We start from the raw sequence: 10,724 nt of genomic DNA, 5'->3' as shown, positions 1-10,724 counted from the left end.
ATGGAATGGGCGTGGTCGATCATGATGCCCTTGCCGATGCGGGCGGCGGGGTGGATATCAACGCCGAACACTTCGGAGGCGCGCATCTGGAAGAAGCGCGCGAGATCACGGCGGCCCGTGGTCCAGAGCCAATGGGCGATGCGATAGGCCTGAATCGCCTGAAACCCCTTGAAGAAGAGGAGCGGCAGCAGAAACCGGTCGCAGGCCGGGTCACGGTCGTTGACGGCAACGATATCGGCGCGGGCGGCCAGACCGATTTCGGGATCTGAGGCGAGCGCCTTGTCGCAGATCTCGCGCAGGATCTGTTCGGGCATCTCGTTCGAGGTGAGCTTGAGCGAGATGCGATAGGCGAGCGCCGATTCGAAGGTCTCGTGGTGCAAAACGCTGGAATGGACGAGGCCGCCCAACAGCGGCTCGTCGGCGATGGCGGCCTTGGCCTCTTGGGCGATCTGCGCCCAGACCGGATCGAGTTCGGCCAGCTTTCGTCTTGTATGTGCCATGGGCTATGCTCCTCTGGGTCGTGGGAAGTATAGCAGATAGGCAGTGCGGGTAAAATGCAAAGGGGTGAGGGGAGATATCACCAAAATGAATGAGACGCAGCCTTTGGCCGGAGGTGTCCGGGTTCTGGTCTTGGGGGCCACGGGAACGATCGGCCGGGCGACGGTGGCCGCCCTCTGCGCGCGGGGGCATGAGGTGGTGTGTTACCTGCGACCGGAGGCGGAGGCGGCGGGGTTGCCCGAGGGCGTCACGCTGCGGCGGGGAGAGATTGGCGATCTCGCCCGCGCGGGATTTCGCGGCGAGCGGTTCGCGGCGCTGGTGTCGTGCATGGCGTCGCGCAGCGGCTTGCCCCCCGATGCCTGGGCGGTGGATCACGACGCGCATGTGGTGGCACTGGAGGCGGCGCAGGCGGCAGGGGTGGGGCATGTGGTGCTTTTGTCCGCGATATGCGTGCAAAAACCGTTGCTGGCCTTTCAGGCGGCCAAGCTGGCCTTTGAGGCGCGATTGATCGCGTCTGGCCTGCGCTATTCGATCGTCCGGCCCACGGCCTATTTCAAATCGCTGTCAGGGCAGATTGCGCGGGTGCAGGCGGGGCGGCCTTTTCTGGTGTTCGGAGATGGGCGGCTCACGGCGTGCAAGCCGATCAGTGACCGGGATCTGGGGGCCTATCTGGCGGGGTGTCTGGACGTGCCGGACCGCTGGAACCGGGTCTTGCCGATTGGCGGGCCCGGCCCTGCGATCACGCCGCGCGATCAGGCGGAGTGGCTGTTCAAGCGGTTGGGGAAGCCGGTGAGCCTGCGGCAGGTGCCGGTTGGGATGATGGACGCGATCATCGGCGGGCTGTCCTTGGGCGGGCGCATTCTGCCCGGATTGCGGGCCAAGGCGGAGCTGGCGCGGATCGGGCGCTATTATGCGACCGAGTCGATGCTGGTCTGGGATGCGGCGGCGGGCGCCTATGATGCCGAGGCCACGCCCGAAACCGGGCAGGACCGGCTATTCGATTACTATGAAGAGGTGATCACGGGGCAAGCGCGGGTGGACCTAGGGGCGCATGCGGTGTTTTAGGGGGGACGCTCATACGACAAAACGTCCGCAGTTGACCTGTTTTTACCCTTGCCCCCAATCACCCCGCGCGGATCGCTGGGCCGTCCCGCGGCCTAGCAATTTCGAGAGGGAGTTCAATGCTGTCAGGGCAAACGGACTTGGCAGGCATAAAGTGCCAGAAGGCACCGTTGTTTCGCTAGTCCCCGGCCCAGCGCTCCGCGCAGTTAAACGTCCTCTCAACTCCTAACCCACCCCCCGCATACCGCGGAGCATCCAGTCTCTACGCGCCCTCATCCGCAGGGCTTGCGTTGAGCAGGCCGTAACGCTCGGCACCGAGTTGGTCGTAAAGCTCGATCTGGGTTTCGAGATAGTCGATATGCCCCTCTTCATCGGCGATCAGCTCTTCAAAGAGGTTCTTGCTGACGTAATCCGCCACGCTCTCGCAATGAGCGCGTGCCTCGATATAGAGCGTGCGGGCGTCGTGTTCGGCGGCGAGGTCGGACTCGAGTGTTTCGCGCAGGTTTTGCCCGATGCGCAGCGAATCGAGTTTTTGCAGGTTGGGATGCCCGCCCAGAAAGATGATCCGTTCGATCAGCTTGTCGGCGTGCTGCATCTCTTCGATGCTTTCGGCACGGGATTTGGCGGCGATGCGGCCATAGCCCCAATCCTCTTGCAGCCGGTAGTGAAGCCAGTACTGGCTGACTGCCGTCAGTTCACTCCGCAGAGCCTGATTGAGATAGTCGATGACCTTGGTGTCGCCCTTCATGTGGTTCTCCCTGTGTGGATGCGCGACGGAGGCCGCGCAGGTGCATGGGTATGCTATAGCTATGCGCCTGACGCATAGTTTCAATGAACAGCGGCAAACATCCGCCGCAATCGGCGCGCTTGCCCAGCGCGCGATAGACCTTGCCGGGGGTGATCAATGTCTCGGGATCGGCCGCGCGCATCCAGTCCATCGCGCGGCGGATGTCGGCATCGGAAATGGCCATGCAGTGACAGATCATCATCGGGGAGGTCCCTTTTGCGGCTAGTGCCGGGTTGCGCTGGCGGGGTCGGGGATGCGTGACGCGGCGCGCGCGGCGCGGTGCAGGCAGAGGCCAAGGCGCGCCGCCGCATCGGTGAGGGGCAGGATGGCACGGGCCTGCACCAGAATGCTGGCCAGAAGGAGCGCATCCTCGCGCTCGCCCAGCGCCGCCTCTTGGACGAAGCGGGCAAAGGCAGCCTCATCGAGCCCGACGCAAGCGCACTGCGGCGCGTGGCAGCGCAGGGGGCGTCGGATATGCGGGCCCAGCACCTCGGTCAGGTCCTGCAGCGCCTCAAAGGCGGCAAGCGCCATCGGTTCGGCCATGCGACCACAGAGAAGAGCATGGGCGCGCAGCGCGCCGCCCGCGTTCCACGCGCGCAGGGCCGCCACGGTCAGACGGTTCAGCCCGTCCATTTGATTCATCTGATCTACCGGCATCTGTCCGGTCCAGTCGCGCGCGTGTTTCATTTGGTCAGGATCAGCTTGCCCGCGCGGGTGATGCGCAGCGTGTAGATTTGCCCATCCAGAACGATGAGCGCGGTATTGGCCCCGTTGGTCAGGGCGCGGGCGTCATGACAGGCGGCTTCGGCCACCAGAGCGGGGTCGGATTTGGTCTGGGCGCGGATCATGCGGATACCCCCGCGGGTGTGGAATGACACTGTGCCATGATGGTTTGGTCCTCTGTTACAGGTTGGGCCGGGCTGACCGCAGGACCGGGCTGGCTTGGCCTCTCTTTTCTGACTTAATTTATCAGGTATGTCAATTCTGATTTTTTTAGTTGGGTACTAAACTGTGCTGCGCGGGGCTTTGCCTGTCGGCGCTTGGGCTGAAAGATCAAAAGCATAGCTTGAAATTCCCGCGGGGCGGCGTAACTATCGACCGCGACGCGATGGACCCGGAAATGATCAAGTTCACCCTCAAATGCGCCGATGACCATGTGTTCGACAGTTGGTTTCAATCCGCTGTCGCCTTTGAGAAATTGCACGGTGCGGGCATGGTGACATGCGCGGTGTGCGGCAGTTCGGACGTGGACAAGGCGCTGATGGCCCCCAGCCTGCGCAGCGCCTCCGATGAGATACCGGCCCCCGCCCCCAACCCCGCCGAACAAGCGCTGGCGCTGCTCAAGCGGCAGATCGAGGAAAACTCGGAATATGTCGGCCTCAACTTCGCCCGCGAAGCGCGCGAGATGCATGATGGCCTGGCCCCCGAGCGCGCCATTTATGGCGAGGCGAGACCCGAAGAGGCGCGCAAGCTGATCGAGGATGGCGTGCCGGTGGCCCCCCTGCCCTTTGTCCCGCGCCGCAAATCCAACTGACCGAAAGGTATTTCCATGCATATCCTGATCACCGGCGCCAATCGTGGCATCGGCCGCGCTCTGGCCGATCACTACCGCAACGCGGGCCATGACGTGACCGCCACGGCGCGCACACCGTCCGGGGATGAGGTGGCGCTGGATGTGACCGATCCCGCCTCTTGTGCGGCGCTGGCCGCTGGGCTGGGCGACCGGGCGGTAGACCTCCTGATCTGCAACGCCGGTGTGTATCTCGACAAGGGCCAGTCGCTGGACGGCGGCTATCCGGCGCAGATGTGGGCCGAGACCTTTGCCACCAACGTGACGGGAGTATTCCTGAGCGTGCAGGCGCTTCTGCCGCATCTGCGGGCGGGCACAAGCGCGAAAATCGCGATCATTTCCAGCCAGATGGCCAGCCACACCCGCGCGCCGGGCGGCAGCTATATCTATCGGGCGTCCAAGGCGGCGGCGCTCAACCTCGGGCGCAATCTGGCCGGTAATCTGGCGGGCGATGGCATCGCCGTGGGCATCTATCACCCCGGCTGGGTGCGCACCGAAATGGGCGGCAATAGCGCCGAGATTTCAGTGGAAGAGGCCGCGACCGGCCTTGTGGCGCGGTTCGCGGCGCTGGATATGGCGTCAACGGGATGTTTTCAGACCTGGGATGGGCGCGACCACCCTTATTGAGCCTCAGGCGGCAAAGACCGCGTTCATATCGGCAAAGCCCTTGAGTTCCACCGGATTGCCCGCAGGATCACGAAAGAACATGGTCCATTGTTCGCCCGGCTGCCCCTCGAACCGCACGGACGGGGGGATGACGAAATCGACCCCCGCCGCCGTCAGCCGGTCGGCCACCCCGCGCCAGATGTCGAGCGGCAGCACCACGCCGAAATGCGGCATCGGCACCATGTGATCGCCGACTTTGCCGGTGGCCTGCGTCGCAAAGGGCGCGCCTAAGTGCAGGCTGAGTTGGTGGCCGAAGAAATCGAAATCAACCCATGTCTCGGTCGAGCGGCCTTCGATCCCGCCTAAGAGCGCGCCATAAAACGCCCGCGCCTCACCCAGATCGGTCACATTGATTGCAAGATGAAAGGGATGTGCCATAGTCTGTCTCCTCATGCCCGTTGCATGGCACCTAGCGATGCCGTAACCGGGTTTGCAAGATGTATGATGCGGGAGGACACTGAAATGACCTATGGATTTGACACGTTGCAGGTGCATGCAGGCGCGCGGCCTGATCCGGCCACGGGCGCGCGGCAGGTGCCGATTTACCAGACTACGGCCTATGTGTTTCGCGATGCCGATCACGCCGCCGCGCTCTTCAACCTGCAAGAGGTGGGGTATATCTATTCGCGCCTGACCAATCCGACCGTTGCCGCGCTGCAAGAGCGCGTGGCCACGCTGGAAGGGGGTGCGGGCGCGGTGTGCTGTTCCTCGGGCCATGCGGCGCAGATCATGGCGCTCTTTCCGCTGATGGGTCCGGGGCTGAATGTGGTGGTCTCGACGCGGCTCTATGGCGGGTCGATCACGCAATTCAGCCAGACGATCAAGCGCTTTGGGTGGTCGGCCAAATTCGTCGATTTCGACGATCTGGACGCCATTGCCGCCGCCATTGACGACAACACCCGCGCGGTGTTCTGCGAATCCATCGCCAATCCGGGCGGCTATATCACCGATCTAGATGCGGTGGCGGCGGTGGCCGACAAGGCGGGTCTGCCTCTGATCGTCGATAACACCTCGGCCACGCCCTATCTGTGCCGCCCGATCGAGCATGGCGCGACCTTGGTGGTGCATTCGATGACCAAGTTCCTGACCGGCAATGGCACGGTAACGGGCGGTGTGGTGGTCGATTCGGGGCGCTTCGACTGGTCGGCCTCCGACAAGTTCCCCTCGCTCTCGGCCCCCGAGCCCGCCTATCACGGGCTGAAGTTCCACGAGACCTTTGGCCCCTTGGCCTTCACCTTTCACGGCATTGCCATCGGGCTGCGCGATCTGGGCATGACGCTCAATCCGCAGGCGGCGCATTACACGCTGATGGGGATCGAGACGCTGTCGCTGCGCATGGCGCGGCATGTCGAGAACGCGGAAAAGGTGGCGAGCTGGCTTGAAGCGCATCCGGCGGTTGAGGCCGTGACCTATGCGGGGCTGAAATCCTCGCCCTGGCATGACCGGGTGGCGCGGATTTGCCCCAAGGGCGCGGGCGGGCTTTTTACCGTCGCGCTCAAGGGGGGCTATGATGCCTGCATGAAGCTGGTGGATAGTCTCAACCTCTTCAGCCATGTGGCCAATCTGGGCGATACAAGGTCGCTCATCATCCACTCTGCCTCGACCACCCATCGGCAACTGACGCCCGAGCAACAGACCGCCGCCGGGGCCGCGCCCAATGTGGTGCGGATTTCCATCGGGATCGAGGATGCCAAGGACATCATCGCAGACCTCGAGCAGGCGCTGGCCAAGGCGAGCGCCTGACCGGCAGAGCGCCGGGGCGCGACCGGATGGTTGGCCTCGGCGCGAAGCTGCTGTAGGATGGCGGGACACAGAACAAGGACTCCCGTCAATGCCGGACGAGTGTTAAAGCGTTCCCCATGAAACCGAATTTTGCCCTGTCCCTTTCTTTCGAAGGCATCGGCCTTTTGCACCGCACGGGCAGCGCGGGCTGGCATCTTGTGGGCGATGTACCGCTTGATGCGGCGGATCTGGCGGGGGAATTGGCAGCCCTCCGGGCCAAGGCGGCGCGGCTTGATCCCTCGGGATTGGCGAGCAAGCTGATCATCCCCGACGCGCAGATCAAATACATGGACCTGCCCGCGTCGAGCGCGCCGGACGGAGATTATGACAGGGCGGCCGCCGAGGCGTTGGAAGGGGCCACGCCCTATCATATCGACGATCTGGTCTATGACTGGAGCGTGGACGAGGGCCGTCTCTATATCGCTGCCGTGGCAAGCGAGACCCTGGACGAGGCCGAGGCCTTTGCGGCGGAACACAAGTTCAACCCGGTCAGTTTCGTGGCGCGGCCCCAATCGGATCGTTTCGCGGGCGAGCCGTTCTTTGGTGCGGCGGCGCAGGCGCAGGGCGTGGACCGCGACGCCGAGCCGGTGCGTATTCTGGGCAGCGCACGCCTGCCCGACGTTGCGCCGCCCGTCGAGAGCGCGGCGCCTGCTGCCTCTGATGCAGGGGCTGCAGTGGTGATGCCCAAAGCGTCAGAGCCTGCCCCGGCCGCCTCCCCGACCCCGGAAAAACCCACGGTGCCTGTGGTCAAGGCCGAACCGGAGCTGCCGGCGCTGTCTTTTTCCAGTGTCCGGGCCGAGCGGGGGGCGCCGATTGCGGGCGCACCCAAGCTGGAAGGGGCAGCGCGGATCACACCGCTGCCCGATACTGCCCCTGCCCCAGAGTTGCCGCGACCGGGCGCTGCGCCGCTTTTGACCGGCGGGGCCGATCCGGCGTTGACCGATCTGGCCGCAGCCAGTCTTGCACCCGAAGCGGCGAAGGGGTCTGGCCTGGCCGGGCTGCTCGCGCGCCGGGACAAGGCCGCGCCGTCCGAGAGGGTGGCGGCCGAGCCTGCCGATGAGGCCACCCGCCTGACGGTGTTTGGCGCGCGCAGCCAACCGGCGAGCCGAGGCAAGCCCCGGTTTCTCGGGCTGATCCTGACGGCGCTTTTGCTGCTGTTCCTGGTGGGCGTGGCGGCGTGGTCGACGATCTTTGGCGGAGGCGATACGTCGGACGGTTCGGGCGCGAGCGCGCCTGAGATTGCGTTGACGCCACCGATCGAGCCAGAGGTTGAGGTCGTACCGGACGTCACGCCGTCCGGGGCAGAGCCTGCCGCACCAACGCCGGAAGCCGTGGCCGAGACGCCGCCGCAACCCGAAGCGTTGACGCCGGACCAATTGAAGGCGCGCTATGCGGCCACCGGCATCTGGCCTGTCGCGCCAGAACCGCCCACACAAGCCGACACCACCGATCTTGATGAGTTTTACCTGACCTCGATCGACGAGGCGTTGAATTTTCAGGACGCCGTGGCGCTGCCCCCGGAGCCTGACAGAGCCCTCGACCGCCGCCCAGAGACCCCCGCAGCCCCCGCACCGCCGGGGACACAGTTCACCCGCGATGCGCGCGGCTTGGTGCAGGCCACACCGGAGGGCGCGCTGACGCCGGATGGGGTGTTGGTTCGGTCTGGGCCGCCGCCGGTTCGCCCGCCAGACACCCGGTTGAATCCCCCTGCTGCGCCAGAAGCGGCCCCAACAGCCGAAGCCACCGCCGAGGATGCGCGGCTGGGCGGTATCCGACCGCGCAGCAGGCCTGAGAACCTGATCGAGCAGCAAGAGCGCGGCGCGCTCTCGGGGCTCACTCGATCCGAGTTGGCGGCGTTGCGCCCGCGCGTGCGCCCTCAAGCGGTGATCGAGGCGGCAGCCGCCGCAGCCGCGCCGCCCCCTGCCCCCGAAGTGCAGCCTGCCGACATCAGCTCTGCCTCGTTGGCGGCGGCATTGATCGAGGCCAATCGCGGGGCCGTGGCCGAGGGCCTGCCGCAGGCGGTCGGCACCTCGATCAAGCCCAAGCTGCGGCCACAGGATCTGGAGCAGGCCGCGCGCGCGCCACAGCCGGATCGGGCGACGCCGGGGGAGGATGAAGAGCCCGAAATCCAGACCGCTGCCGCAGCACGCACGGCGCCCAATATTCCCACCACCGCCTCGGTCGCGCGGTCGGCGACCGAGACCAACGCCATAAATCTGCGCAACGTCAACCTGATCGGCGTCTATGGCAGCCCGCAGAGCCGCCGCGCGCTGGTGCGGCTGTCGAATGGCCGCTATCAGAAGGTGCAGGTGGGCGACCGGCTGGATGGGGGGCAGGTCTCGGCGATTGGCGACGCGGAGTTGCGGTATAACAAACGCGGGCGCGATGTGGTGCTGCGCATGCCCAAGGGGTAGCGCCATGCCCCTGCCCCATCCCATGCCCCGCTGATGGACGGGTTCCTGTTTCAGGCCACGGTTTACCTTGCCGCCACTGTGATCGCTGTGCCGATTGCGGCGCGGCTGGGGTTTGGCTCGGTGCTCGGCTATCTGGCTGCGGGTATTTTGATCGGCCCGGTTCTGGGGCTGGTGGGCGGGCATGAGACTGCCGAATTGCAGCATGTTGCCGAATTCGGCGTGGTGATGATGCTGTTTCTCATCGGACTGGAGCTGGAGCCGCGCGCGCTCTGGGATATGCGGCACCGGCTGTTGGGCTTGGGTGGGTTGCAGATCAGCGCCACGACGCTGGCCGTGATGATGGCGGGGATTTACGTTCTGGGGCTGGGGTGGAGCGTGGCCTTGGCGGTGGGGTTGGTCTTTGCGCTATCCTCGACCGCGATCGTGTTGCAGACCCTCTCGGAAAAGGGGCTGATGCAGACGGGCGGCGGGCGGTCGGCCTTTTCCGTGCTGCTGACGCAGGATATTGCCGTCATCCCGATGCTGGCGTTTCTGCCGCTCTTGGCAATGCCCAAGACACCCGAGATGATCATGGGCGAGCTGTTGTCGCGCGGCACGCCCGATGCGGGGCATGGGGCCAGCGGGCCGCATGAGGCAGCGCAGAGTTTCATCGCCTCCTTGCCCGGCTGGGGGGCGACATTGGTCACGATTGCGGCGGTGGCGTCGATTGTGCTGGCGGGGGTTTACCTGACCCGGCCGGTGTTTCGGTTCATCCACGCCGCACGGCTGCGCGAAATGTACACGGCAATTGCCCTGCTGATCGTGGTGGGGATTTCGTTCCTGATGACGCTGGTGGGGCTCTCGCCCGCCTTGGGCGCGTTTCTGGCCGGGGTGGTTCTGGCCAACAGCGAATTCCGGCACGAGTTGGAAAGCGATCTTGCCCCTTTCAAGGGGCTGCTTTTGGGGCTGTTCTTCATCACCGTGGGGGCGGGGATCAATTTCACCGTGCTGTTTGCTGCGCCGGTGCTGATCGTGGGATTGGCGCTGGCGGTGATCGTGACCAAGGGCGCGGTGCTCTATGTGCTGGGGCGGGTATTTGCCCTGCGTGGGCGCGATTTGTGGCTCTTTACCCTGTCGCTGGCGCAGGCGGGGGAATTCGGCTTTGTCCTGGTGGCGTTTTCGGTGCAGCAGCATGTGCTGCCCGCTGGCCTGAGCGAGGTGATCCTGTTGGTGATCGCGCTGACGATGCTGATCACGCCGCTGCTGTTCATTCTCTACGACGTGCTGTCGCGCAATCTGCGCGACGGGGGCGAGGCACCGGAGGCCGATACCATAGATCAGACTGGTCCGGTGATCATCGCGGGCATCGGGCGGTTTGGGCAGGTGGTCAACCGCCTGGTCCGTTCGAGCGGGTTCGAGACAGTGGTGCTGGATCACGACCTCATGGCCATCGAGCGGATGCGGCGGTTTGGCGTGCGGGGCTTCTTTGGCGATCCGACGCGTCCTGACCTCTTGCATGCGGCGGGGCTGGCACGGGCGCGGGTGCTGGTGGCCGCCCTCGATGATCCCGAGGCGACGGTGCGGCTGGTCAGCTTTGCCCGGCGTGAATGCCCGGACCTGCATATCATCGCGCGCGCCTATGACCGCACGCATGTGTTCCGGCTGTATCAGGCGGGGGCCAATGACATCGTGCGCGAGATGTTCGACAGCTCATTGCGCGCGGGGCGCTATGTGCTGGAAAACATGGGGCTGAGCGAGTTCGAGGCGGCAGAGCTGGAAAAGACCTTTTACCACCATGACCGGCAATCGGTGCGGGAACTGGCAGCGCTCTGGGACCCGGCGCGCCCGACGGTCGAGAATGACGCCTATATCACCCGCGCGCGGGAGTTGGAGGCGGAATTGCAGACCATGCTTTTGTCGCAGTTGGAAGAGACCGGCACGCCCAAGGAGTGAGCGGCGCAGGCGG

At 65.1% G+C, this 10,724-nt stretch carries 11 protein-coding genes and 1 pseudogene; 6 read left to right on the top strand and 6 right to left on the bottom strand.

Annotated elements, in window-relative coordinates:
• Window positions 1–500, bottom strand: a pseudogene (locus AACZ65_RS14135) (serine O-acetyltransferase); the annotation flags it as partial.
• Between the two features lie 85 nt (window positions 501–585).
• Between AACZ65_RS14135 and AACZ65_RS14130 the strand changes: the two are divergent.
• The gene (locus tag AACZ65_RS14130) at window positions 586–1,563 is read left to right on the top strand and encodes an NAD(P)H-binding protein (RefSeq protein WP_339671885.1); all 978 of its coding nucleotides are present in this window, start codon (window positions 586–588) and stop codon (window positions 1,561–1,563) included.
• A gap of 259 nt (window positions 1,564–1,822) precedes the next feature.
• Here AACZ65_RS14130 and bfr read toward each other — a convergent pair whose 3' ends face one another.
• The 4 genes from bfr to AACZ65_RS14110 are packed head-to-tail and all read right to left on the bottom strand — an operon-like array spanning window position 1,823 to window position 3,195.
• The gene (gene bfr / locus AACZ65_RS14125; protein WP_339671884.1) at window positions 1,823–2,308 is read right to left on the bottom strand and encodes a bacterioferritin; all 486 of its coding nucleotides are present in this window, start codon (window positions 2,306–2,308) and stop codon (window positions 1,823–1,825) included.
• Window positions 2,256–2,549, bottom strand: a complete 294-nt coding sequence (locus tag AACZ65_RS14120; RefSeq protein WP_075571728.1) for a (2Fe-2S)-binding protein — start codon at window positions 2,547–2,549, stop codon at window positions 2,256–2,258. Before AACZ65_RS14120 ends, bfr begins: the two co-directional genes overlap by 53 nt.
• A 20-nt stretch (window positions 2,550–2,569) precedes the next feature.
• The gene (locus AACZ65_RS14115) at window positions 2,570–3,034 is read right to left on the bottom strand and encodes a hypothetical protein (protein WP_339671881.1); all 465 of its coding nucleotides are present in this window, start codon (window positions 3,032–3,034) and stop codon (window positions 2,570–2,572) included.
• Window positions 3,031–3,195, bottom strand: coding sequence for a hemin uptake protein HemP (locus tag AACZ65_RS14110; protein ID WP_075571727.1), 165 nt, complete (start codon window positions 3,193–3,195; stop codon window positions 3,031–3,033). Before AACZ65_RS14110 ends, AACZ65_RS14115 begins: the two co-directional genes overlap by 4 nt.
• Before the next feature lie 272 nt (window positions 3,196–3,467).
• Between AACZ65_RS14110 and AACZ65_RS14105 the strand changes: the two genes are divergently transcribed.
• Complete coding sequence (locus AACZ65_RS14105; protein WP_339671894.1) at window positions 3,468–3,881, top strand: DUF1178 family protein; 414 nt, start codon at window positions 3,468–3,470, stop codon at window positions 3,879–3,881.
• 15 nt (window positions 3,882–3,896) lie between these two features.
• Entirely contained in the window at window positions 3,897–4,544 is a 648-nt protein-coding gene (locus AACZ65_RS14100) for an SDR family NAD(P)-dependent oxidoreductase (protein ID WP_339671878.1), read from the top strand.
• A 3-nt stretch (window positions 4,545–4,547) separates the two neighbouring features.
• Here AACZ65_RS14100 and AACZ65_RS14095 read toward each other — a convergent pair whose 3' ends face one another.
• Window positions 4,548–4,961 (bottom strand): VOC family protein, encoded by a 414-nt coding sequence (locus AACZ65_RS14095; protein WP_339671876.1) that lies wholly within the window; start codon window positions 4,959–4,961, stop codon window positions 4,548–4,550.
• A gap of 84 nt (window positions 4,962–5,045) precedes the next feature.
• Here AACZ65_RS14095 and AACZ65_RS14090 point away from each other — a divergent pair, with 84 nt between their 5' ends.
• From AACZ65_RS14090 to AACZ65_RS14080, 3 genes are all read left to right on the top strand, one after another.
• Window positions 5,046–6,326, top strand: coding sequence for an O-acetylhomoserine aminocarboxypropyltransferase/cysteine synthase family protein (locus tag AACZ65_RS14090; protein ID WP_339671874.1), 1,281 nt, complete (start codon window positions 5,046–5,048; stop codon window positions 6,324–6,326).
• A 116-nt stretch (window positions 6,327–6,442) separates the two neighbouring features.
• Window positions 6,443–8,779: a hypothetical protein gene (locus AACZ65_RS14085; RefSeq protein WP_339671872.1), complete on the top strand. Its 2,337-nt coding sequence runs from the start codon at window positions 6,443–6,445 to the stop codon at window positions 8,777–8,779.
• Between the two features lie 33 nt (window positions 8,780–8,812).
• Window positions 8,813–10,711 carry a cation:proton antiporter gene (locus AACZ65_RS14080; RefSeq protein WP_339671870.1) on the top strand — a complete coding sequence of 633 codons (1,899 nt, stop codon included), beginning with the start codon at window positions 8,813–8,815 and terminating at the stop codon, window positions 10,709–10,711.
• Window positions 10,712–10,724: the final 13 nt, after the last annotated feature.

Origin of the sequence: uncultured Roseovarius sp. (assembly GCF_963972555.1) — a bacterium.
Lineage (GTDB): Bacteria > Pseudomonadota > Alphaproteobacteria > Rhodobacterales > Rhodobacteraceae > Roseovarius > Roseovarius mucosus.
This window is presented reverse-complemented; position numbering and strand designations above follow the sequence as displayed.

What these genes read in the sequence shown, in the direction of transcription:
- AACZ65_RS14115 (WP_339671881.1), bottom strand. Translation starts at nt 3,034, where the DNA reads ATGAAACACGCGCGCGACTGGACCGGACAGATGCCGGTAGATCAGATG.
- AACZ65_RS14110 (WP_075571727.1), bottom strand. Translation starts at nt 3,195, where the DNA reads ATGATCCGCGCCCAGACCAAATCCGACCCCGCTCTGGTGGCCGAAGCC.
- AACZ65_RS14120 (WP_075571728.1), bottom strand. Translation starts at nt 2,549, where the DNA reads ATGATGATCTGTCACTGCATGGCCATTTCCGATGCCGACATCCGCCGC.
- AACZ65_RS14105 (WP_339671894.1), top strand. Translation starts at nt 3,468, where the DNA reads ATGATCAAGTTCACCCTCAAATGCGCCGATGACCATGTGTTCGACAGT.
- AACZ65_RS14080 (WP_339671870.1), top strand. Translation starts at nt 8,813, where the DNA reads ATGGACGGGTTCCTGTTTCAGGCCACGGTTTACCTTGCCGCCACTGTG.
- AACZ65_RS14100 (WP_339671878.1), top strand. Translation starts at nt 3,897, where the DNA reads ATGCATATCCTGATCACCGGCGCCAATCGTGGCATCGGCCGCGCTCTG.
- AACZ65_RS14130 (WP_339671885.1), top strand. Translation starts at nt 586, where the DNA reads ATGAATGAGACGCAGCCTTTGGCCGGAGGTGTCCGGGTTCTGGTCTTG.
- AACZ65_RS14090 (WP_339671874.1), top strand. Translation starts at nt 5,046, where the DNA reads ATGACCTATGGATTTGACACGTTGCAGGTGCATGCAGGCGCGCGGCCT.
- AACZ65_RS14085 (WP_339671872.1), top strand. Translation starts at nt 6,443, where the DNA reads ATGAAACCGAATTTTGCCCTGTCCCTTTCTTTCGAAGGCATCGGCCTT.
- bfr (WP_339671884.1), bottom strand. Translation starts at nt 2,308, where the DNA reads ATGAAGGGCGACACCAAGGTCATCGACTATCTCAATCAGGCTCTGCGG.
- AACZ65_RS14095 (WP_339671876.1), bottom strand. Translation starts at nt 4,961, where the DNA reads ATGGCACATCCCTTTCATCTTGCAATCAATGTGACCGATCTGGGTGAG.